18 protein-coding genes are annotated in these 24658 nt (G+C 42.2%); 4 read left to right on the forward strand and 14 right to left on the reverse strand.

Annotated elements, in window-relative coordinates; all coding sequences use genetic code 11:
• Positions 1–16 precede the first annotated feature (16 nt).
• Together ACFOHL_RS02500 and ACFOHL_RS02505 are read right to left on the reverse strand one after the other, a co-directional pair.
• Positions 17–3586, reverse strand: a complete 3570-nt coding sequence (locus ACFOHL_RS02500; protein WP_376918623.1) for an ABC transporter permease/M1 family aminopeptidase — start codon at positions 3584–3586, stop codon at positions 17–19.
• Position 3587: 1 nt separating this feature from the next.
• On the reverse strand, positions 3588–4508 hold the full coding sequence (locus ACFOHL_RS02505; protein WP_376918624.1) for an ABC transporter ATP-binding protein: 921 nt from the start codon (positions 4506–4508) through the stop codon (positions 3588–3590).
• Positions 4509–4693: 185 nt separating this feature from the next.
• Here ACFOHL_RS02505 and ACFOHL_RS02510 point away from each other — a divergent pair, with 185 nt between their 5' ends.
• Together ACFOHL_RS02510 and ACFOHL_RS02515 are read left to right on the forward strand one after the other, a co-directional pair.
• Positions 4694–5221, forward strand: coding sequence for a thioredoxin-like domain-containing protein (locus tag ACFOHL_RS02510; RefSeq protein WP_376918625.1), 528 nt, complete (start codon positions 4694–4696; stop codon positions 5219–5221).
• 70 nt (positions 5222–5291) lie between these two features.
• Positions 5292–5879: a paraquat-inducible protein A gene (locus ACFOHL_RS02515; RefSeq protein WP_376918626.1), complete on the forward strand. Its 588-nt coding sequence runs from the start codon at positions 5292–5294 to the stop codon at positions 5877–5879.
• Between the two features lie 16 nt (positions 5880–5895).
• On the opposite strand, the gene ansA is transcribed toward ACFOHL_RS02515, so the two are convergent.
• The 10 genes from ansA to malQ all read right to left on the reverse strand — a co-directional run bounded on the left by ansA (position 5896) and on the right by malQ (position 20519).
• Positions 5896–6864, reverse strand: coding sequence for an asparaginase (ansA, locus tag ACFOHL_RS02520; protein ID WP_376918951.1), 969 nt, complete (start codon positions 6862–6864; stop codon positions 5896–5898).
• A 50-nt stretch (positions 6865–6914) separates the two neighbouring features.
• On the reverse strand, positions 6915–9716 hold the full coding sequence (locus ACFOHL_RS02525; RefSeq protein WP_376918627.1) for a DUF349 domain-containing protein: 2802 nt from the start codon (positions 9714–9716) through the stop codon (positions 6915–6917).
• On the reverse strand, positions 9706–9999 hold the full coding sequence (locus ACFOHL_RS02530) for a YeaC family protein (RefSeq protein ID WP_376918628.1): 294 nt from the start codon (positions 9997–9999) through the stop codon (positions 9706–9708). The genes ACFOHL_RS02525 and ACFOHL_RS02530 overlap by 11 nt, the downstream gene beginning before the upstream one ends.
• A gap of 9 nt (positions 10000–10008) precedes the next feature.
• Entirely contained in the window at positions 10009–10341 is a 333-nt protein-coding gene (locus ACFOHL_RS02535) for a hypothetical protein (RefSeq protein ID WP_376918629.1), read from the reverse strand.
• A 64-nt stretch (positions 10342–10405) separates the two neighbouring features.
• Complete coding sequence (locus ACFOHL_RS02540; RefSeq protein ID WP_376918630.1) at positions 10406–12073, reverse strand: alanine/glycine:cation symporter family protein; 1668 nt, start codon at positions 12071–12073, stop codon at positions 10406–10408.
• 124 nt (positions 12074–12197) lie between these two features.
• Positions 12198–13355, reverse strand: a complete 1158-nt coding sequence (locus ACFOHL_RS02545) for a M14 family metallopeptidase (RefSeq protein WP_376918631.1) — start codon at positions 13353–13355, stop codon at positions 12198–12200.
• 285 nt (positions 13356–13640) lie between these two features.
• Positions 13641–14021: a peptide-methionine (R)-S-oxide reductase MsrB gene (gene msrB, locus ACFOHL_RS02550; RefSeq protein WP_376918632.1), complete on the reverse strand. Its 381-nt coding sequence runs from the start codon at positions 14019–14021 to the stop codon at positions 13641–13643.
• A gap of 6 nt (positions 14022–14027) precedes the next feature.
• Complete coding sequence (gene glgX, locus ACFOHL_RS02555) at positions 14028–16121, reverse strand: glycogen debranching protein GlgX (protein WP_376918633.1); 2094 nt, start codon at positions 16119–16121, stop codon at positions 14028–14030.
• A 19-nt stretch (positions 16122–16140) separates the two neighbouring features.
• Positions 16141–18309, reverse strand: coding sequence for a 1,4-alpha-glucan branching protein GlgB (gene glgB / locus ACFOHL_RS02560; protein ID WP_376918634.1), 2169 nt, complete (start codon positions 18307–18309; stop codon positions 16141–16143).
• An 11-nt stretch (positions 18310–18320) separates the two neighbouring features.
• Positions 18321–20519 carry a 4-alpha-glucanotransferase gene (malQ, locus tag ACFOHL_RS02565; RefSeq protein WP_376918952.1) on the reverse strand — a complete coding sequence of 733 codons (2199 nt, stop codon included), beginning with the start codon at positions 20517–20519 and terminating at the stop codon, positions 18321–18323.
• A 520-nt stretch (positions 20520–21039) separates the two neighbouring features.
• Between malQ and gap the strand changes: the two genes are divergently transcribed.
• Positions 21040–22035, forward strand: coding sequence for a type I glyceraldehyde-3-phosphate dehydrogenase (gene gap, locus ACFOHL_RS02570; RefSeq protein ID WP_376918635.1), 996 nt, complete (start codon positions 21040–21042; stop codon positions 22033–22035).
• A gap of 73 nt (positions 22036–22108) precedes the next feature.
• A complete protein-coding gene (locus ACFOHL_RS02575) occupies positions 22109–23014 on the forward strand; it encodes a D-hexose-6-phosphate mutarotase (protein WP_376918636.1) in 906 nt (301 codons plus the stop codon).
• Positions 23015–23051: 37 nt separating this feature from the next.
• Here ACFOHL_RS02575 and ACFOHL_RS02580 read toward each other — a convergent pair whose 3' ends face one another.
• Positions 23052–23684 (reverse strand): bifunctional 4-hydroxy-2-oxoglutarate aldolase/2-dehydro-3-deoxy-phosphogluconate aldolase, encoded by a 633-nt coding sequence (locus tag ACFOHL_RS02580; RefSeq protein WP_376918637.1) that lies wholly within the window; start codon positions 23682–23684, stop codon positions 23052–23054.
• Positions 23677–24654: a glucokinase gene (gene glk / locus ACFOHL_RS02585; RefSeq protein WP_376918638.1), complete on the reverse strand. Its 978-nt coding sequence runs from the start codon at positions 24652–24654 to the stop codon at positions 23677–23679. The genes ACFOHL_RS02580 and glk overlap by 8 nt, the downstream gene beginning before the upstream one ends.
• Positions 24655–24658 lie beyond the last annotated feature (4 nt).

The raw sequence follows: 24658 nt of genomic DNA on the forward strand, positions 1-24658 counted from the left end.
GGAAATCTCTTGAATACTAGAGGCTGTTTTCAGTTTTAAACACATTGTCGCGACTTTCCCTGTCTATAAATCGAATAAAAGGATCGACAGCCACATATACGGGTTGTTTATCAAGTTCAAACGTAATGATGTTAGATCCTTCGTTTAATCGATGCTTTTTTCTGTAGAGTACTGTCTGATTGCCCGCAAAATCGTCTGGATCACTATCAAAAACCAAAATATCAACAAAGTCGTCAAAGGCCTGTGATTGCTCATCACCGTTTCCAGATACGATAAGCTGTTTGGCATCAATGCTCATATTTACCCGATAGCGATTGTCTTTTATCTTTGAGGCGCTGGCATCGGAAATACTGATATCGTACAAGGTAATTTGCTTAAACTGTTGGTCGATAAAATCGTGGTGTAAAAAGGCGGCGTGCGCTTTAATTTCTTGCAGCAAATCCAGTGTTGTTGGGTACACCGAATCTGCGCACTTAAAACGTTCAAGCAAATTAAATAAGGCACGGTTCAAACTATCAATGCCAATTCGATCCGCGATGGCAGTAAACACAATAGCGCCTTTTTTGTAGTGAATATAATCTTGATTTTCTACACGCAAAAGTGGCATTTCTTCAATGCTTTCGCGTGTTCTACCACGAAGGTATTCGTCTAACTCATAGCGCAAAAACTCACGTATTTTGGTTTCACCATAGTTTTTTTGCATCACTAACAACGCCGCATATTGCGCGAGAGATTCCGTTAACACAGGGCCTCCCTGCACATTTGCGGGTACCATTTGATGTCCAAACCATTGATGCGCCACTTCATGCGCGGTGACATAGTAAACTGGATCGATGACATTCTTATCCCTTAAATCTGAAATAAAACCGACCGTTTCAGAATACGGCACGGTATTAGCAAAGCTCTGAGCAAAATTCCTATAGCCAGGAAACTCTATAATACGTAGCTGCGAATGTTGATATGGGCCAAATGCTTCAGTATACAAATCGATGGCGTCTTTCACCGCTTTGATCATGGTATCTATATTCCACGCGTGATCACGGTGGTAATAAACAGATATTTCAATGCCTTGATGTATTGTAGACTTGACCTCCACGTCTGCAGAGCTAATACTGAAAAATGGGATCATTGGCTTATCCATCTCATAGACAAAGTGGTTTCGACCGTTCTCTACCCAATAGTCTTTTAGTTTGCCAGGTGCGATGGCTATTTGCTCTTCACTAGTGGACAACCGTGCTCTGAACTTAATACGACCAGTATGCGCGCCAAAAAATGACTCACTATATCGCTCACTGTTTTCTAGCCTATGCGCCCTCTTAGGGGGAGCTAACCCTCGCTTTCTTCGCTCGTGTTTGTCCTGCAGGTACAGCGCTTTATTCACACCAAAGACAGGCAATAGTTGCATGTTATTAATAAACGTGCCGTTTTTCACCAAACTCACATCTTCGTCCCTGTCTTTGAACCCAAAGTGTTGCCGTACCAAAGAAACCGAACCTTTCACGCTCTCGCCTGGCTGCAAAGCCTCGGAGAATGCAAACCAAGCGGTATTTAAGTCATCGTCATCAAGCTCTATATTTACGCCGTCAAAATCAAACTGAATGTCATATGAATGCAAGGGTAAGTTTATTAAAAATCGTTCAATCGCATGTTCAGTCTTATTTTGGATTTCAATCTCAGCCATTACTTCCATTTTTCGCATTTTTGGAAAAATCGCCGCATTTACGTCAATAGCAGTGACGGTAGGTAAATCGGCATCTTCAAAAGCTTGGTATTTTTTTTCGTATTTTGCTTGACGATCAAAAAGCTCAGTGCGTGTTTCAAACTTATTGATGACCCGCGTGTTGTAATGGATCACCGTAGCACAACCGACAAAGACAATAGATGCAACGACTATCATGAAACGTCCATTGCCATCTAGTCGATAGTTCAATAGCTGTAAACGATGGGCAAGTTTGCTTTCGCTCCCCCTCTTCCACAATGCATGGCTAAACACTGCGAGAATTAACGATAAGGCTCCCCAATAAAGCATGTAATAATGCTGAGATAACATCGCCCAACCATATGTATTCATGTCTGAATAGGTCAAAGTTGGAGCCAAGGAAAAATTGAACATATTGTGTTCAATACCTATCTGACTAAAAGTAAAAGAAAGTAGCATATATGCTACGAAGATAAGCATGCCAACGTATTTGTTTGGACTGAGTACTTGAATAAAAAACGACAACACACACAAGTACACTAAAGGCAGGCCATAAAAGTAAAACAAACTGATGAAATACTGCGCTAATTCAAGTGCAAAATACCCATTCGCAAACTGATAAAGCGCGGCACTGACAATACCAATCATGAGCACGCACAGAATTACCAGTGAGACTGCAATAAGTTTCGACAACCAAAATATGCTATTTTTGACGGGCATAGAATCGACTATTTCGCCCATATTTACACTGTGATCGCGCCACACAGCCTCAGCGGTATAAAAGGTGAGGATTATCATTAAAATCAAACCAAATGCGTTTTGGATAATACTGATCATAATATGTGTAACAGGCCAGCTTTCAGCACCATAAAAAGTCGCCGGCCCTAAAAACTGACTAAATAAACTGATAAAACAAAATATCATTAGCAATATAAACGAAGGAGATAAAAAGATTTGTCTAGTTTCTAACTCGACTCGAGTAAACAATTGCAACACATCTGCGCCTCTCGTATATTTTGCATTAACCACAAACGCGTCCAAGACTTTGGGCACAAGGGTCTTCTCACTCGTCACCTTAGTCTGTTTTTCTTTGAGTCGCATTGGCTGGTTTATTCTTGAAAAACCCAACAATATCGAAATGGAAATGGCTAGCCATATAAATCGGTTCACAAAGATTTCAGAGTGCCAGCCTAGCATCTGTGTGTTGCGCTCTGAGGGCGTCCAATAGCGTGTCAAATCAAAATGCGTACGCACACCAAAAGGGTCAGAGACAGCTAGTAAATATCGCTCATCAGGGGCATCTAAAAGAACGTCGATACTGATGTACACGATAAACATCAAGAGTGCACTCAAATACACTGCCATAATGTTTCGAAATTGTATCGCTGCAGCATAAAATATTGCTGAAAGCACAAACATCGTAGTAACAGAAAACGCAGCAAAGGGCTGAATAAAGTACATCAAGTTAAAGGCTCCCATACGCTCTTGGTCAATCCAAGGCATAAGACTGCCAATTACTAAGCCGAGAGGAACCATAGAAAAGACGGTCAGCACCACTAAATAACTACCAAAAAACCGACCGAGTTGGTAAGAAAGAGATGGAATCGGTTTGCAGTACAAAATTTCATCCATGTTGGCACTTTGATCTCGCAAAGCCGTATTACCAACAAAATTTACCACCAAAAACATGCCAAAAATGGCAAATATCAACATACTCTGGGCAATTGCAAAGGGGCTATTAAAGTTTACGTTAGTGTTTGTCCCGAGTTGAACCCCTTCGACACTCATACTCAAAAAAGGCAATAAAAAAAACAGCAAACTTGTCACAATAAAAGAGGGTTGTTTAAGATAAAAACGCCACTCGAATATCAGCATTTTTGCAAACATACTACTTACCTGTACCTTCAACTTGCGATGTTTTTGGATAAGCGCTTTTCCGGATATTTCTCTGATTTTTTAGGGTATTGAAATAAACATCTTCTAGCGACGCAGGGGCGATATCAAAGCCTTCTGGAGGTGTGTCAGACACTACATGAATAACCGTACGGCCAGCGAACAAACGAGTAGAAATAACCGTAAAGTCTTTTTCAAACTCTTCGAGTTCGTGCCTCGATATAGTTTTTCGCCATATTTTTCCATGCAATGCTGCGGTTAGCTCTAAGGGATTGCCTTGCAATAAAATCTTGCCATCTCCCAGCACGGCCATGTCTGAGCATAGTTCAGATACATCCTCCACAATATGGGTAGACAGAATGATGACTTTGTTTGTCCCTAAACTAACAAGAAGATTGTGAAATCGGTGTCGTTCTTCTGGGTCAAGTCCTGCGGTAGGCTCGTCGACGATCAGTAAATCAGGATCACCTAAGAGAGCTTGGGCGATACCAAAGCGTTGCCTCATTCCTCCAGAAAACCCGCTTACTGCTTTGCGTCGATGCTCAAATAAATTAGTGTGGGCAAGTAAACCATCAACGGCGTCTTTTCTTTCGCCTTTGTTTTTTATGCCCTTCAATATTGCTAAGTGATCCAACAAGTCTTGTGCACTAACGCGCGGGTACACGCCAAAATCTTGAGGCAAATACCCTAGACGCCGCCTCAAGTTATCCGGCTGTTGCACAACATCGATACCGTCAAAGTTGATCGTACCTTGATCGGGAGTCTGCAAAGTGGCAATGGTGCGCATCAGCGATGACTTTCCTGCGCCATTTGGGCCTAAAAGACCAAATAAGCCTTTAGAGATATTTAGATCAACATTCTTTAAAGCTTGGACACCATTGTCATAGGTTTTCGATATGTTGCTTATACTCAGCATCTATTACTCCAAATGCTACAGAGGGGATAACGAGCGTAACTTTAACGTTAACAATCAATTGCTTCATGGCAAAGTAGAATAACAAAATATGTGAATGAGTTTTGTTACCAAATGTGTAAAATCTGAATCTATTCTCAGTCTTGAACGGTCTAATAAAAATAAGCCAATCGTCAGGGTGTAAAAAGTTGGAAGCAATAAATAAAGATAAAAAGAAATGGCCGCGATGGGCACAATGGCTGAGAGACATTGTTTTGTTTGTCATTATTATCAGTGCAATAACAGCGTGGCAGTCAAGGCACATGCTCGATGATGACGGCAGTGTAAAGCTTGAAAACAAACTACTTCCTAGCATTGAGGGCGAATTCACTCCCTTGCTTGCTGATGACAAACCCACTCTCATCTACTTTTTTGCGCCTTGGTGTAAAATTTGTTCGCTCAGTATTGGTAATTTAGCCTACCTCGATACTAACAAAGTCAATGTCGTAGCCGTGGCACTTGATTACAACACAAACGCAGAGGTTCAAGCCTTTGTTGACGAACATGAAGTCACAAGCACAGTCATGCTTGGTAACAATATATTGAAAAATGAATTTCAAATACAAGGCTATCCTAGTTATTATCTTGTTGATAAAAATCAGCAAGTTGTCAGTCGAGCTTTTGGTTACTCTACCGCAGTTGGCCTAAAACTTAGGGAAACCTTTGGCGCTCTCTAATGTTTAAAGCAGCTATTTAAACCAGAGTAGTTACCGCGACTGGCTACCCAACAATAAAGGGTTAGTTATTTTGAACAAAAAGCATTTAGGTTTTGCCATCAATCTTGTCGCGATCGCCGTTTTCATACCGGGTATCTTTTTGTCTATGTTCTCTTTGAACATGGAGATGGGGGTCAACCTCTCAGGTACATCTCTATCTTCGGAGTTAGTATCCAAAGATTTATCTATTATTGGCACGGTAAAAGAGCTTTGGCAACAAGAGCGCTGGCTTGTCGCTTTTTTGATATTTGCATTTTCGGTCTTAGTGCCCATCATTAAAACCAGTTTGGTAAGCTTTGTATATTTTTGTAAAAATCAACAGTTAGCCAAAAGCACAATTAAATTCGTGGCGACTATAGGCAAGTGGTCAATGGCAGATGTATTCGTTGTTGCTGTATTTTTAGCCGTCCTATCTACTAATCATGCTGACACTGCCGAACAACACCAAATCAGTTTTTTTGGTATGAAAATGGCTTTTGAGTTAAGCACCCAAACCTTATCAAATGTTGGGGAAGGTTTTTATTATTTCGTCGCTTATTGTTTGCTATCTCTGATTGGGACGCACTTTGTGTTTGCGGGGGTAAATGGCGTTATTCGAGAACAAATCACTGCGGAATAGGCTCCATTCAACACGCTTAAATACTTAGTTCCCCACGCAGATTACAAGACATTAATTCAGTACGCTGCGCGTACGATAACTCTGGTTTACTTAAGACATAGTGCAGTTTTGCTAATGCTGCTTCTGGGGTGATATCTCTGCCCGAAATCACGCCAGTTTCTTGCAAAGAAACGCCGTTTGCGTACCCAGACATATCAACAGAACCACGGATACACTGGGTGCAATTTACGACGATGATTTCACGCTCGACCGCTTTTTTTAGGGTATTTAATAGGCTTGCCTGCTGAGGCGCATTACCCACCCCATAAGTCATCAAAATAACCGCTTTGACTGGCTGTTGAATCACATTTTCAAGTATTTTGTGACTAAACCCCGGATAAAGGCTAACTAAACCAACAGCTTGACTGCGTATAACGGCAACACTTAACTCAAGCTTAGCCTCTTCAAATTTATTTAATGGGTAGTCTGTTTCAATGTGAATGCCAGCGTTTAGTAGAGGTTTTGCGTTAGGAGAATCAAATGCGTCAAAACCATCTGCATCGACCTTTCTACTGCGATTTCCCCTAAACAACTTGTTGTTAAAAAACAAGGTCACTTCAGGAATGGGGTAGTTGGCAGCGATATAAAGTGAATTGAGTAAATTGGCTTGACCGTCACTTCTTAGTTGCGCCAAGGGGATTTGAGAGCCAGTGACAATAACAGGCTTTCGTAAGTTTTCTAGCATAAACGACAGCGCAGAGGCGGTATAGGCCATTGTGTCGGTGCCGTGCAAAATGATAAAACCGTCATACATCTGATAGTTTTCTTGTATATCCGATGCAATGCGCTGCCAATCATCCGGCACCATATCACTGGAATCGAGAAGTGGTGAATACTCATGAAGCGTAAATTTTGGCATTTCTGGGCGATGAAACTCGGGGAGTTTTGCCAGTGTTTCGGTCAAATAAGCTGAGGCGGGCACGAAGCCCTTTCCTGAGGGGCGCATACCGATCGTGCCTCCGGTATATGCGATATAAATACGCTTCTTTGATTCACTCACAGCAAACTAAGGTTACGCAACAAAATAGGTTTGTACTGTTCCAATAACGCTGTATCTTGGTCTTGCAAAGGGCCAAAGCTAATCCAAGATAACCACGCATCTTTTGGCTCTAGCCCCTGTTGACCTTCGAGCTTCGCAGCCATTACTTTTAGCTGTAAACTCTTATCTACTTCGATTTCATCCGGCAATAACAACAGCATAGTATAAAAAACATGCTCACGTGATAGGCCTTCGTAGAAATCGTGCTTAAGATACTTTCCTTCTATCGCATTGCGTACCTTGCTCGGCAATGGCGCAATCGATGTAATGTCTTCTTCACTTTTCCATGCTTTCAAAAACGCCAAAATTTGAGTAAAAGTACCTTGCGCGTTCGCACTATTTAAATAAGTAATTCTGTTTTCAAGCTCACTTATGGTGTCAGATTTTTTTTCTGAAAACTGCTTAAACAAGCCTCGTTTGAGCAGTTTATTATCTACATACATGCCAGATATTGTCGCCTTGTATTCATTCAATTGCGAAACGGAGTCTTCCTCCTCAATATGTTGACGCAAGGCTTCAATATTACTCAGGTGTTCTTTAAATTCTCGCTCGGCTTGTTGACTCAGCTTGTCTTTTTCTTCTGTCAACTGTCCAAAAATACTGTCATTGGCTTGCCTGAATGACTGCCACAATACACTGTCGTGTTGTTTTCCAGCAAAACCAATATGCTTCCATCGCTGTTGTAAATCTTTTGCTTTGTTCGCAGCGTCATGCAAATCTTCAACACCAGACAATTCCTTCGCTGTATCCACGAGCTTTTGCTTGGCCTGTCGATTTTCCTCGTAAAATGTATCCAATTTACCGTAAAGCGGCGCACTCAGTGCTTTAAAAGATTTACCCAATGCGACTCTATCTGCTTGATTGAGCGCTTTAATTTTATGAAACTGATTAGCCAAAGCTGGTAAAGCCTTCGCGAGAATGTGGATGTCTTGTTCCGTATGCAAGCTTTCTATTTCGGCTAGGATAGCCTTTGCTTTATTGGCGTTTTCTAATCTTTCCGCTTCCAAGGCTGCATAGTATTCGCGACATGGGGCAAAGGCAATTTCCAGTTTTTCATCAAACTGAGTATTTAGTGCGTCGTCTTCTGTGTTGTTCAGACGACCTAAGCTATTCCAATCCGCCCTTAACTGCTTAATTTTATTCGCACGAGCTGCAGGCTCTAGTGCTTTGTCGGAAATCAAGGACTCAACTTCCGCTAACAATTCCGGTTTTTTCGGCGCAGCAACATAAGACTGCCAATCTTTGAACTCATTGATTTGTGCAGCGACATCGGCATACTTGTTTTGTAAACTACGGCCAGCTTGAGGAATAGATTGAAATAAAGAATCTGCGTACGCAAATGTAGAAATCGCTGCTTTTAACTTACCCTCTTTGATCAATGCTTGGACAACATTTAATTTACTAAAGCAGCGTTTCAACAACTTGCTATTTTGTTCTTTCTTTTCATCAAAATGCGCCTTGATATTCTGCTTTACTCTGCGCCATTCGCCCTGCAACTCGCTTGACATCTTACTGGCATTTTTGAAGTAACTCTTAGCTCGCTCAAATTCTTCGCTAATTGCTTCATCAGACAAGTTGCCTTGCGTAAATTCATCCCACGCTTGTTTTATGACTTCTAGCTTTATTTTTAGCGCGTGATTTTGTTTAACTGCTTCACTTAAACCCGCTAGCTTTCCATTATATTCTTCTATTCGCTCTGCAAGCACTTTCAAGCATTGCCTATGGGCAGGTGTAGAATTTTCACTAATACGCACCGACAAACGCTCATGCGTGTTATTGGCATCAGCTAAAGAATGGGAAAGCAAGTCAGATTGAATGTTAACGTCGTTTTCCGAATCTGCATTCAGTAAGAAGTCAACTTGGGTGGCGATGTCTTCTATTTGTTGTTTTAATTCAGACAAAAGCTCGGTATTTTCTTTCAGTACTAGCTGTTGTTCAAATTCAGGCTTTAACGCAACTAAATGTTTATCGATCTTTTCCTTTAGTGATAAAAACTTTTCCGCAATCTCAGCACTTTGGCGCTCACTAAGATATTCAAATTGCGACTTTAAGCCGTTAAACTCCTCAACGAGTTTACGCTTTTTTTCTTCAACATAGGGATAATCCCTACTTTCAATGAGTGCAAGTAGTTGAGAATTGATTAAAGTTGTGCCTTGTATGAGCGCTTGCGGAATTTGCGAACGCCTCTCAATTTCTAGTAATTTTGCATCAACAATATCTACGACTGTTTGCGCATTGGCATTTTTGCGTAGACGCTTAAGTTCTTTTTCATCCTCAAATCGCTCAACTATCAACAGTTGTTGCGCTTCACTAGCTGATTCGCGATAAAAACGTTGTATTTCATGCTTACTCGCAAATTTAAACAAGGTCTCTAAGTACAACGATGAATTTGAAGCAAGCCGCTTGCTGTCTCCCAACATGCGTTTTATTATCTCTGGATGGCGTGCTTGGGCGACAAAATCTTCAAACAAACTATCAGAGACATAAGCTTGATCTTCCAGCATACGTGTTGCAACGACTTTAGCCTTGCTGACTAGTACATCGTTGCCCTTAGACTCGTAGGTTTTTAGCCACATCGTAAACTGGTCAAGTTTTTCAAGCGCAGCCAGTTTGACACTTAAGTCTTCGTCATTAAACGCTAACTCATGTAACCATTGCTTGTTGGTTTCGTTGACTTCGACGACTTGCGCTACGGCTTCTTTGCGCTTTTCTGGTGATTTATGCTTATAGTTGGGAAGGAATAACTGCTTAAATATCATCTTTGCTAAACTTTGCTATTGGCGTTTGCTTAGTCGCCTGTTGTCTTAATTCTTGTTTGAGTTGCTGACGAGACTTTTCAACTATCTCACCGTCTCGCCCTACTGTCATGTGTTCGTCAGAATGTGCCACTTTGGCCTGATATAACATCACCGCTTGCATGGCATTTTCTTTTTGCTCTTCACTTAAAGTATCGCCGTTTAGCCATTTCCCAGTCTCAACAGCTTGTCTGAGATTTGCGTAAATTTCAGGCGTCATGGCGGCAACAATTTCATCTAATTTCATATCACAGCCCTACTTTCGTTTAGCGATCGCGATTCTTGCGCGATTGACGCCATACCAGATAAAACCCAATGTCGCAACGGCGACCGAACCATTGAACATCATCACACCCGTTTCGTTATTTTCAAAGTTTCCAAGAAAAACAAAGTACGCGCCAACTAAGAACAGCACAATCGCCATCATTGACTGGTTTTGCAACTTTTGCAGCTTTTTATATTTTTCAAAATTTGCTTTACGTTGAATGTCCTCAGGACTCGCATCACCAAAATTTAATTTACAGTGCTGGCACTGCTTAGCTTTATCTGAAATAGGCTTGCCACATGAAGGGCAGCTGGTTATTGCCATTATTACTCCAATCCGAGCCTGTTGAACCAAGCAAATAAAGCCTAGTTCAACCGCCTCTGTATACTTAGGATGATTTATTTATTCGTTGCCAGTATTCGTTCACAGTTTCTTTCATTTCTCTGTGCAAGAGCATTATCCCAAATAAGTTGGGTAAGGTCATCAATACAATTGCTACCGCTGATAAAGCCCACACCAATGTAGTATCAGACACTGCAGCCCAATAGAAGCCAGCCACATATATCACTCGATACGGCATCACGGACTTTGGCCCCAACAAGTATGTCATCGCGCGATCACCATAGTAAGACCAAGCGATAGCGGTAGAAAAGGCAAAAAGTAATAAACCGATTGATACAATGTATTGGCCGTAATCACCAAAATATCCTTTATTGAATGCAATGGCCGTTAAAGGCGCAGAGTGCACCAATGACTCCCCTTGTACGACAATATTGTCACGCCGAATATCACCATTTACAATATTAAGCGTACCTGTAAACAAATCATCAGTTGAACCTGCGTAATAGCGCACATTTTCAGCCAAAGACCGCGCATTAATTAGCGTGAAACCATCACTCACAGCAGTACCATTTACGACGGTAATTTCACCGGAAAAGGTTTCAACCTCGCTGCCATCAATTTCATTTAAATACTTAAACAAATTTTGTTTGTCTTCTAGGTTTTCTTCCGAATATTGCCCTTTTACGAACAACATGTCAGAACGGTCAAAAATATTCTCGTGTTTTTGCTGCCAAACCCCAGACGAGAGAATCACCAAACCGGTGATCGTACAGATAATGATCGTATCGATAAAAGGTTCGAGAATAGACACCATCCCTTCAGAGACCGGTTCTTTAGTTTTTGCAGCTGCGTGCGCAATAGGTGCAGAACCTTGCCCCGCTTCATTTGAAAACAGGCCTCTATTCACACCACGGTTGAACGCATAAGCAAACGTTGCCCCGAGGAAACCACCTACCGCTGCAGAACCCGTAAATGCTTCACTAATGACAGCCCAGAACGAGGGGCCAATGTTTTCTACGTTGGCAAAGATAACCGCAAATGCACCTAGCAAATATACTACAGCCATGAACGGTACTATTTTAGAGGTAACGGCGGCAATGCGTCTTATCCCACCTAAAATAACTAAACCTAACAGTACAGCTAACACTCCGCCCACTATATGCGGCGAAAAGCCAAACGTTGCTTCAATGCTGGTGGCGATACCATTGCTCTGAGGTAAATTCCCGGTACCGAAAGAAGAAATGACGGTTGCAATAGCAAAAATAACTGCCAACCATTTCATGTTAAGGCGCTTATCCATATAGTACATAGGGCCACCTGCCATGGTGCCATCTTCAGTCTTATCCCTATACTTGTGCGAGAGAGTGACTTCTACAAATTTAGTAGTCATACCGAAAAACGCGGTAGCCCACATCCAAAATAAGGCGGCTGGACCGCCCAAAAATATCGCCAGCGCTACCCCTGAAATGTTTCCGGTGCCGACCGTGCCAGATAAAGCGGTGGCAAGTGCTTGAAAGTGCGTTGTATCACCAGGGTCATCGGATTTATCATATTTTCCCGTCACCACCCTCCAAGCATGTTTAAAATAGCGAATTTGGGGGAATTTTAAATAAATAGTAAAAAATATCCCAACGCCGAGTAGCACGTAAGGAAACCAAGGCGCACTGCCTAAGTATCCGTCAAGCGTATTAAAAAAATCGAGTAATGCATCCACAGCAAGTTTCCTTATCGTTAAGCTTATTTTTATTGTACTTGCGTTCTCGTCTCAAAATGAGAACTAGGAGAACACAGTCTTTATTATTTATGTTGTCGTGCTAGTCGCAAACTACCAGTTGCGTTTATCTGAGATAGTCAGTGACCGCTCGAATAGCAACCAACAAATCCTCTCCTAACTGCATACTCCGCGCCGGAGACCACCCGTAACTTGGATCGGGTAATTCTATGTTGTCTTTAAATGGCATTTCGAGTGTGTAGGCCAAGCAATCGAATTTTTCACCTACCGCATTGCAGGCCAATGTCATATTAGCCTGACTTGGTGCATCTTTAGGGTAGCCAAATACATCTTGAAACTCAGGCGTTGTGGCACTTAGCGCACATTTGAACCTTTCTTCCAACTTGGCTATTCGTTCAGAATAACTAGGGTTGCCTTCTGTCCCCGCGACAAAATTGTAGGGCAAAGCCTCATCCCCATGAATGTCTAAAAACAAATCAACGCCAACGTCCGTCATCTTACTCAAGGTATAAAACACTTCAGGACTATTCTTTACACATGGCGCAGCCCATTCCCGATTCAGGTTTCGCCCCAGCGCGTTAGTGCGCAAATGACCTCTTACACTTCCGTCTGGATTCATATTGGGGACAATGTAAAACACATTTTTTTCAAGCAATTTTCTGGCTACACCATCATCTTCATCCAGTAGCCGGTTTAACAAGCCTTCGACAAGCCATTCAGCCATGGTTTCGCCTGGATGTTGACGCGCCGTTATCCAAATTTTGTTTTTCTTTTGGGTGGGTTCATCAGCGTTAAGCGGTGTCTCATTCTCATCCCCAACGACTAATAAGTTGAGTTCACGTCCATCCACACTTAATCCCAAGAATTCATGCCGACACTCAAAAGCAGTCTGCGCAGCAGCAATAAGGTTTTGATGACGCTCGTAGCTGTAAGGGGCAAAGTAAGCAAAATACACAGCATCGTACTCGGGAGTGAAGCATATTTGAAGTGTGTCACCATCAAAATCTGTATCCACTCTAAACCACTCTTCTCGGTCATAAGAAGCAACCGCCTGGTAGTTTTCCCAACCGTCTGGATATGCAGATTTTGCTAGGTCGCATATTTGAACATTGTGTTCAACAAAGGGGGTACTATGGAGCTTAAAATGGAACCATTGATAAAAATCAGAATGCGCGTCTTTGTTTATGGATAAGCGAATATTTTTTGGATCGTCTGCAGAAATAACATGTATATTTCCGCTATCAAATTGGCTATTTATTATCATTATTATTGCTTGGCCGGTCTTTTATACTATCCATATTAACAGACATCACCTGATGCTCAAATATTTAATCGCAGTGCCTCTACTTGAGCAAATAAAAAGACCTCAGCAAGCATATCGTGTATTTGGTAGTGTCACAGCCGCAGAATAAAAATATATTTTTCATGGATGAAAAGTTTAAGCGCACAAGGATGTGCCCGCAGCGATTTTTATTCTGCGGCTGTGACACTACCAGATACACGATATGCATATTGGGCTATGTAATTCCGATATTATATTTTTTACTGACTACACGCCTTGCTTTTTAAACGACAACGATACGGAATTGACACAATAGCGCTTGCCAGTAGGCAGAGGGCCATCGTCGAATACATGCCCTAAATGTGCATCACAGTGTTTACACAGGATTTCAATTCTCGTCATACCTAAACTGTTGTCTGGCGCATAAACGACGTTTTGGTTTTCACTTTGCTGATAAAAAGACGGCCAGCCGCAGCCCGAGTCAAATTTGGCATCAGATTTAAACAACACAGCGTCACAGCATTTGCAATGATAGTCACCTGTATCTTTTAATGCTAAATACTCACCTGTGTAGGGTCGCTCTGTCCCTTTTAATCGCGTGACCCGATATTCCTCTGCACTTAACTTATCTTTGTATATGTCCGTCATGTTTTTTTACTCTTTTAGAAACAATCGAAAACTCCTTGCAGGCATCGTAAACAAAGGCAATACCTTAGTCTTACTGCAGGCCTCAGGTGTCTCATCACTTGTGTTTAGCATACAACGCCAGTGTTTTGCCTGTAATGCACGCTCTTTTGTCGTTGTTTCTGCCAATATGGGAAGGTGAAAGTCTTTTTCTTCGTCTGCGCTGTTGTAGCAAAACACCCACTCTTGATTATTCAACGCGGGCGTGCTCACAATATGCAAAGCAAAACAGTGATGCTCGTGGTTGACCCAATCAATGTCTGTTTTATGGCTGCCATCCGCTCGATACCAATCAGCCAAGGCAATATTGACATTGTTGTCATACATGTCATCTGAAAAACTCATGCATTGAAGCAATGCGTACTGTTTTTTCAAACGAATAACATATTGGCAGTAAAGTAAGAATTCCTTTTGCTGTGTAGACAAATTCCAATGTAAGTAGTTGATTTCATTGTCTTGACAATACGCATTATTGTTGCCATTTTGCGTTTTGCTCAGTTCATCCCCCGCAAGAATGTGGGGGGTACCTTGACTTAAGATTAAGGTAGCAAACAAATTGCGTTTTTGTTGAAATCTGACCTTATTGATTTCTTCTTTGTTTGTGTGCCCTTCTACTCCGTAGTTTGCAGACAGGTTGTGATTGTGACCGTCTCGATTCGATTCTAAATTTGCTTCGTTGTGTTTTTCTGCATAGCTGACTAAGTCATGTAAAGTAAAGCCGTCGTGATAGGTAATGTTGTTTACACTTGCATGCATCGGCCGCTTAGTCTTAGTAAACACATCCCTTGAACCCATTAAGCGCGTGGCAAAATCCCCCTTAGTGCCTTTGTCGCCTCGCCAAAACGCACGTACAGTGTCTCTAAATTTATCGTTAACCTCCAACCAATGGGCAGGAAAATGACCCAGTTGATACCCGCCTGGACCAATATCCCAAGGCTCAGCAAGCATAACAGCGGTTTTTAAAACAGGATCTTGTTTGATGATTTTGAAAAAACTTGCGTTTTTACGAAACTCAAAAGTTTGGCGCCCTAATGTTGCAGCCAAGTCAAACCTAAACCCGTCTACCCCCATATGCGTCACCCAGTAGCGCATTGCATCGAGGATTAAATTGAGCATGTAGGCATCGGATACCTTGACGGTGTTCCCGCAGCCCGAGTAATTTGTATAACTCACTCCATCAGATTCATCATGCTGTTCAAGTAGGTAAGCGTGCCTGTTACACAAACCTTTAAAGCTAATAATAGTACCAGGGTCTCCTGCCTCTGCCGTATGATTGAATACGACATCGAGCAACACCTCAAAGCCTTCTGACTTCAACACCTTAATCATTTCACGGCATTCTGTATACGCGTTTTTGCTCGCATACCTCGGTTCAGGGCAAAAAAAGTTGATTGGATTGTAGCCCCAGTAATTAGTTAAGCCTTTGCCACTTAAAAAAGGTTCTGGCATAAATGCCATGAGAGGTAAAAACTGAATGGTGGTGATACCTAGGGACTTTAAATGACTGATAATTGCCGGATGACATGCCCCTAAATATGTACCTTTAATGTCTTCAGGCACATCTGGATGCAATGTACTCAAACCTTTGATATGAGCCTCATAAATAATACGTTGCTGTGACCCATAGGGTCTGCTCTTTTGCTCCTGATTATGACTATTAGGCGTGAACGAAGAAGCCGTATCCTCTCCAGTAATCACGCATTTAGGGATCATTTTTTCACTGTTGCCTTTATACAAGGCCGCGTCCCATTGCAATTCGCGGCTGAGCTGTTTTGCATATGGATCGATCAATAATTTATCTATCGAATTCCCAACCAAATTACTGCGGCTTTTTGGCTCTACGCGATAAGCATAATAATCGCCTACTTTTGCGCCTTTTACATATCCAAACCAAGTAGACTGAATCCGTTCTTTCAATTCAATTCTGAGGATTTCTTCTTCATCACGGTCAAAAAAACATAAAAACACCGCTGCAGCGTCAGGGCAATATAATGAAAAATTGCATCCATTTTCAAATACTGTCACGCCGTGCGGCTGCATTTGCCCTTTTTCCAAAATAAACATGTATTTTAATCTCGCTTTTTTAATGCTGTTTTAGCGCAAACATAATCGTCGCGAGAGGCGGAATATTGGTTTCGAACGAATAACCTAGTCCTTGCCACGCCTCGCTGTTTGTCTCGACGACGGTATTTATTGGATAATCACTACCGCCATAGCAGGCTTTGTCAGTGTTTATAATTAGTTCATAGTTACCACTGATTGGGGCACCTATTTTAAATCCTTCATGTGGAACAGGTGTGAAGTTACACACAACGATCACAGGTTGAGTGCGAGACTTATCAAAGCGCGCAAAAATGAGTACTGACTGCTCATGATTGTGCAAATCCAACCACGTGAAGCCCTCTGGTTCATGGTCACACTCATACAAGGCAGGATAGTATTGATAGGCACCATTTAAGTGTTTATACAGATCTTGCACGCCTTTGTGCGAAGCGCGGCTCAACAAAGACCAATCTACTTGCGCGTCATGATTCCACTCTTGCCACTGCGCAATTTCACTCCCCATAAATTGAAGCTTTTTACCTGGGTGAGCAAACATGAAACCGAAGTAAGCGCGCAAATTCGCAAATTTTTGCCAATCATCACCAGGCATTTTTTGTAACATGCTGCCTTTACCGTGCACGACTTCATCATGCGATATTGGCAAAACAAAATTTTCATCGTAGGCGTAAACCATGCTAAATGTTAAGTCACTGTGATGATAACGCCGGTATGCGGGATCTTTTGCAATGTATGTTAGCGTATCGTGCATCCATCCCATGTTCCATTTAAAACCAAAGCCCAAACCACCGTGAGACACTGGCTGAGACACGCCAGCAAAAGAAGTCGACTCTTCTGCAATCGTGACGGCATTCGGATACTTTGCATATACTTCACTATTCATCCACTGCAATAAACTTATCGCTTCATAGTTGTGATTACCGCCATCAACATTCGGCACCCATTCGCCGTCCTTTCGCGAATAATCCAAATACAACATGGAAGCCACCGCGTCTACCCGAATCCCATCTACATGAAACTTATCAAACCAATACAAAGCATTAGCAACGAGAAATTGGCGTACCGTATCTTTACCAAAGTCATAAATACACGAGTTCCAGTCTGGGTGCCATCCACGACGTGGATCTTCGTATTCATATACAAAGCTGCCATCAAAGCGCGCCAAGCCATGCCCATCGGCTGGAAAGTGCGCGGGTACCCAATCGATAATCACAGAGATATTCGACTGGTGACATTTGTCGACAAAATACTTGAATCCATCAGGACCACCAAAGCGACTTGTAGGTGCAAACAGTCCAACGGGTTGATACCCCCACGAACCATCAAACGGATATTCGCTGACAGGCATAACTTCGATGTGCGTAAAGCCCATATCAACAACATAGGCGACTAAGTCGTCTGCCATCTCTCTATAACTGAAGTATTTGCGCTCTGGCTGTTCAGGCCGACGCCATGATCCAAGCTGAACCTCGTAGATGCTCATCGGCGAACGATAGTGGTCCACTGCTTTCCGCTTTTGCCATTTTTCGTCATTCCACTGATATTGCTCGTGGTCGTAAACGACCGAACAATGAGACGGAAACTGATGATGATGAAAACCCAGCGGATCGGATTTGTCGGGCAAGGTATTCCCACTCGCATCCCGAATGGCAAATTTATACTCAGCACCGACTTCAACATTGGGTACAAACAATACCCAATACCCTAATTCGGTTTTCTGCATCGGGTGTAAATATTTTTGCCAATGATTAAAACTGCCAAACACTGAAACCGAAGAGGCGTTCGGAGCAAAAACTGAAAACCGCACGCCCACGGTTCCCTCATTAGTTGTACTTATCTGTGCACCGGCCTGTTTGTATAGATTTTCGGGGGCATGATCAATGTAATGAACTGCATGGAAGGCCTCGTCTCTATACTGGTAAGGATCAATATATTCAAACGTACCGCCGGCGTGTTCAGCTTTTACCACGTATGGAAACAAAAATTTTTCGCGTTGACACCTACCCACATACAAACCATCTTGGATATGTTCGGCATCCGCAATAAGTTGTCCATCTGGACCTAAAATTTTTACCTTTTCAGCGCTTGGAACAAATGCTCTGATAATGATTTCGTCTTCATCCTCATGGTGACCTAAAAATGAGAATGGATAAGTACATCTACCTTCACGTAATTGTTGTTCCAACAGCATATTTTCTCCACTTACGGCTGGCTAGCTCCTACACGACCTTGAGTAATAGAAGCCGCCAAAGTTTGAATATCATTGCGCGTAAAAATGTCCTCTAAATCATGACTCAATTTACGCTTCCAATTTGGATATTCTTTAAAAGTACCGGGTATATTAACTGGCTTTTCCATTTCAAGCCAATCTTCAAGTTGCAAACTCAGTAGCGTGCTTGAACCTTTTGCCATGTGCACTTGCATCCCATGGTTTAGCGCTGTACTCATGCCAACGTAATTGACATCTCGACTAATAGTGTCAGGGATCGACTGATGACCATGTAAACTATCCAGTATGCGTTGTTTACTTGCATGCCTATCAGCGTATAGCGCATTTAGTACAGCCTCATCAGGGTATACACCCAACTCTTTGCCCAATACTAAATCATCACAGTGCCAAAATCCGCTAAGTGTGGGCATATCATGCGTGGTCAACGTAGACATAGACTGCACAGGATAATGGGCGGGTGAATAAAACCCGCCATCTTCCGCTTGTTCGAAAAAGAAAACGCGGTATGAATAGATGCCATTTTCCTGCAATTTAGTTCGAATTGAATCGGGCACTGTTCCCAAATCTTCGCCAATCACGATACTTTTGTTTCGTTGACTCTCCAGTGCTAAAACGGCAAGCAAATCGTCAATCGGATAGTTTACATACGCCCCATCAGTTGCATCATCATCCTTGTGCACCCACCACAAACGCAGTAGCGCCATGACATGATCAATACGCAAAGCGCCCGAAGCGTGCATGTTTGACTCAAACAAATCGATGATAGGCTGATATGCCTGCTGGTACAAGGCATCAGGCTCCATGGGCGGTAATCCCCATTTTTGTCCTAATGGCCCTAATACGTCTGGCGGCGCACCCACACTCACATTTGTACAATAAAGCGACTGGTTACCCCAAATTTCTGCACTGCCATCACCCACTCCTACCGCTAAATCTCGATATAAACCAATTTTCATCCCTGCGCTTTTGGCAGCCTTGCTTGCTGCATCAAATTGCAAGGTTGCCTGCCATTGCAAGAATTTGTGAAAATCGACATCATATGCGTGTTTTTTCGCAAAACGTTTCACAGCGGGCAAATGCGCTTCTTGATATGCAGGTGGAAACACTTGCCACCCCCAATACGGCTTTTCTTCCTCTTTAAATTTTAATTGCAGCGCTTCAAATACAGCAAGCGTATGTAAGCTGTCTCCGCCCTTTTCAACAAACTGGTCAAATTGCCGTTTTTGTTTACTGTTTTTATTTAAATAGTGTGAACAATAATGCGCATAGAGCACGGCTAATACGCCTAATTTCTGTTCCGCAACACCTTCATAATCGACAAACTCGGTTTCCCGAAGTTCATGTAATTTAGAATATGTGTCGTTTTCTTTTAAGTAGTCTTGAACAACAGAGCTGGAAAAACCTGCTATTGATTCAATATCAATATATAAAAAATTAATCCACCGTCGCGAACTAGGGCCATAAGGGCTGCATGCGTCCGGAGAGGCAGGAAATAAGGCGTGTATCGGATTTAAGCCAATGAAGTCTGCTCCCAGTTTAGCTGCGTTCTCAACCAGATAACACAAATCGGAAAAATCACCGATACCCCAGTTGCGTTTACTTTTCAAACAATAAAGTTGTACACTTAAGCCCCAATATTTTTTCCCATTTGCTAAATCACGTGGAATGTAGCAAGCATCAGGGGCGAAAATAAGGCAGCTGCTGGCTATGTTTTTACGCGCCTTACGAAGACTTATTTGATGGTATCCAATAGCTAGAGGAGCGTCGATCGTAAGCATATATTGGTGATACTCGATACCATCAATTTCTTGCGCAGCCACAAGTTTGCAGTCAGCCGGCACGAATTTAATCTTTTGCGTGTCACCTTTTTCTAAGTTTATCACCAAGGTATGCACTTCACCTGCATCTTGGATAGACACCCTAACAGCAAGTTCAACAATTTGTGATTTGCGAAACACATACACAGGATTCAGTGCAGTTAACCACTCACAAATAGCTTCATTACTGAGTTGTTCGTTTAAGCGACTTTCATCACTTAGGTCGTAACCCATGGCATTCAGTAGCTTGATTTGATTGTCATGGGCAATTGTTGCTGGCCTTCCCCAAGCATCAATATAGTCTGAATCAATGCCTTTTATTTTCACGAGTTCTTCAATTAAGTGTTTTGACACCGCCTCGCCTGATGGGTTTTCTTTATCGAAAATTTGCGTCATGTAGTGTGCTCCTGAAAGTGCAGCCGCATTGCGATGAGGGTTTAATTTGGATATTTTTCAATATAACGTAAACAAGTCAATAGACCCTAAACATTATTAGGGTCTTTTGACCTTCGGTGTGCAATTTTTCAGCGGTTTGTGCTTCATTTATACAATGTAGAGCGACTGTCGTGTAGTTGTTCTACATCAAGGAGCGATAAAGCAATAGAAGTGAAGCACAAGCCCTGCCCAGAAGGGTTCAATTATAGTCTATCTGCTATTTGTTGCAGCCTTTTGACTTAAGCCATTAGGCCTGCAAGTCTGCGCCGCGATCAGATAAACTATAATTGAACAAAACTTGTACACCAAAGGTCAACAGACCCTAATGCTACCAATTATGTAATTTAACAACACTAAATGATGTTTTCTTTGCAATTTGTGATAAATTTTTGCATAATTTTTGTAATTTAATTACACGCACAACGCAAGTGAGGAATAAATGGCAATTAACGTGGGAATTAACGGATTCGGGCGCATTGGGCGCTTTGTTTTACGTGCAGCAGCAGGACGTTCGGACATAAATGTTGTTGCAATAAATGATTTGTTAGACGTTGATTACATCGCCTACATGTTAAAATACGATTCTACTCACGGCATATTTGATAGCACCGTTGAAGTAGTAGATGGGAACTTAGTTGTTAATGGCGAAACTGTGCGCGTAACCAGTGAACGCAACCCTGCTGATCTAGCTTGGGGCGATGCTGCTGTAGACGTGGTTGTTGAATCAACAGGTTTATTCTTAACAGAAGAAACGGCACAAAAACACATTGAAGCAGGCGCGAAAAAAGTGGTCATGTCTGCGCCATCAAAAGACCATACACCGATGTTCGTAATGGGTGTAAACCACGAGAGTTATGCTGGCGAAACCATCGTTTCTAATGCTTCATGTACGACAAACTGTTTAGCACCCTTAGCAAAAGTACTGCATGACACTTATGGTATTGTAGACGGTTTGATGACAACCGTGCACGCTACAACCGCCACGCAAAAAACAGTCGATGGTCCATCAGTTAAAGATTGGCGCGGTGGACGCGGTGCTATGCAAAATATCATTCCATCCTCAACTGGTGCTGCTAAAGCAGTTGGCAAAGTTATTCCTTCACTTCAAGGTAAGCTAACTGGGATGGCGTTCCGAGTCCCTACTGCTGACGTATCTGTGGTTGACTTAACCGTTAATCTTGAAAAGCCAGCTAGCTACGAAGAAATATGCGCAACCATTAAAGCCGCATCTGAAAATGAATTAGCTGGAATATTAGGTTACACAGAAGATGCAGTAGTATCGCAAGACTTTATCGGTGATACGCGTTCCTCTATTTTCGACGCAGAAGCCGGTATTGCTCTGACAGACAACTTTGTTAAAGTAGTCTCATGGTATGACAACGAAATCGGTTATTCCAACCGTGTATTAGATTTGGTTGCTCACATAAGCAAGTAATGTAGAGCAGGACAGAATTTAAGGTTAAAAAGCGGCTTTTGCCGCTTTTTTCGTATTAAAGAGATACAAGCAAATGAATATAGACAACATTAGTAGCGCTAGCTTAATAGAATTTAAAGGGACACCTTGCCTACAAATCGAGAATCAAACGGCAAGTGCTTTAATCTCACTTTTTGGTGGTCACCTAATTAGCTATGTCCCCAAAAATGTTAATGCAGAGCTCATTTGGCTGAGTGATAAGGCTATTTTCAATCAAGAAAAAGCCTTGCGAGGGGGGACACCAATATGTTGGCCTTGGTTTGCTGACTTAGGCAAAGGTGAAAACTTGCCTGCTCACGGATTTGTCCGTACTCAGATGTGGCAAATAAGCGATATTTCTGAGTCTGCCGATGCAAACAACATTCAATCCACTACAGTAGAATTAACGCCGAATACACTTGGTTTATTTAACGTTCCTCAATCCCTGTCATTAAAACTCAGTATTACTATTGCTAAACAATGCGAATTGTCCTTAGAAACAACAAACAATAGCGACGAGGATGTCGAAATAACGCAGGCACTGCACACTTACTTTAAAGTCAGTGATATCAGCCAAACGTCGATTGCAGGTATTACTACTGACTACTACGACAAAGTCACCAACACGCACAACAACAAACTGTCTTTGCCCTATCATATTGAGGGAGAAACCGATCGCATTCATCCGCGTGAAGCTTCGACAAACGAACAAATTATTACGCTAAGTGGAATAGACGGGTTTAAAATTGATATTGCTCAGTCAGGCCATGACAGTGTGATCGTATGGAACCCTGGCGCAGAAAAAAGTACAACTATGGCTGACATGGAAGACTTGGGCTATCAAACCATGCTATGTATTGAAGCGGGTAACACGCAATCGACGACAATAGCCCCCAAAACAAGCTTTACACTTAAGCAGAGGTTTAGTGCTAAGAAAGAATACAATTACGGCGATCTTTAATCGCCGTAATTCAAAAAGGGATTAGCTAACTAGCGAATTATATAGAAACGGCTTCTTTAGCTAACTTAGTAATGACATCCCATTGTTTGTTTTCAATCGCGTCATTAGGTGCAAGCCATGAACCACCGCAGCATTTTACGTTGCTCAAGGCCAAATAGTCTTTGTAATTGCTAGGGCTAATACCGCCAGTTGGACAAAAAACAGTATTAGGGAAAGGTCCACCGATTGATTTAAGTGCTTTTACCCCGCCAGCTGCTTCCGCAGGGAAAAACTTAAGATGATCATATCCTGCATCATTTGCACGCATCAAATCAGAAATATTTGATACGCCTGGGATCAAAGGAATACTGCCTGCTTTACCTGCTGCAAGTAAATCTGCGGTAAGGCCTGGGCTAATAGCAAATTTGGCACCCGCATCGGTGACAGCTTTAAGTTGATCGCGGTTAGTCACTGTACCCGCTCCAATATAGGCTTCGGGCAATTCTTTTGCGATAAGCGAAATGATGTCCATTGCCGCCTTTGTGCGCAGTGTGACTTCAAGCACATTCACACCACCTTTCATCAGGCTTTCTGCAATCGGCAAGGCATCTTCTACTTTATCAATCACCAATACTGGGACCACAGGGCCTTGACTAAAAATTTCTGCTGAACTGTGCTTCCAGTTATCCATTGTCTACTCTTCTCTCTAAATGTTGTTGTAAATACGCTAATGTACCTAACAAGCCATGGTCAGGTTCATTAATTAAAAATGTGGGTATCGGCTTCACATAGTTTGCAAAATTGCCTTTGCTTTCAAATGCTTTTCTGAAGTCGCTTTGCAAAAAAAACTCTGTAATTTTCGAGGTTATGCCACCACCGATGTACACACCACCAGTAGTGCAAAGGTTTAAGGCCATATTTCCCGCAAAACTCCCCATTGCACGACAATAAAACATCACAGCTTGATAAGCCGTATCATCATTCCTTGCAACGCCAACTTGCGTGACTTGATGCGGTTCAGTGTACAGGGATTTTGTTCCTTGCTGCTCAGACAAGGCTGAATAAATATTAACAATGCCTCGTCCAGACAACACGTCTTCTGCTGATGCACGCCCATACTTATTCTGTAAATAGCGCCACACAATCACACCTTGCTCATCTATTGGTGCAAAATCAACGTGACCACCCTCGCCATCAAGTGTTTTCCAGCCTGTAGACGTCCAAGTAATATGTTCGACACCTAAACCAGTACCAGGTCCAAAAACACCAATATTACCTTTTTCAACCGGCTCACCACCACCCACTTTTATTAATTGCTGCTCTGATAAATGGGGGAGTGAAAAAGCAATGGCGGTGTAATCATTAATAACAAATAGCTTTTTAAGCCGTAGCTCTTTTTGCAAGGTTGATTTTGAAAATGACCAACTGTGGTTGGTCATTGTCACAATATCTTTATCGACAGGACATGCAATGGCAATGCAACCGGCATAAAAATACTCAATACCCACTTCACGTTGAAAGTGCTTAATCGCATCATCTATACTATGAAAATCAGCACAAAGGTATTTCTCAATTCTAACAATCTGCTTATTTTCAACGACTGCTAAGCGTATGTTGGTTCCGCCTACATCCGCAATAAACTGTAAATCACCGCTTTGCATCGCA

The sequence above is a fragment of the Agaribacter flavus genome, from assembly GCF_042646125.1.
GTDB classification, from domain to species: domain Bacteria; phylum Pseudomonadota; class Gammaproteobacteria; order Enterobacterales; family Alteromonadaceae; genus Glaciecola; species Glaciecola flavus.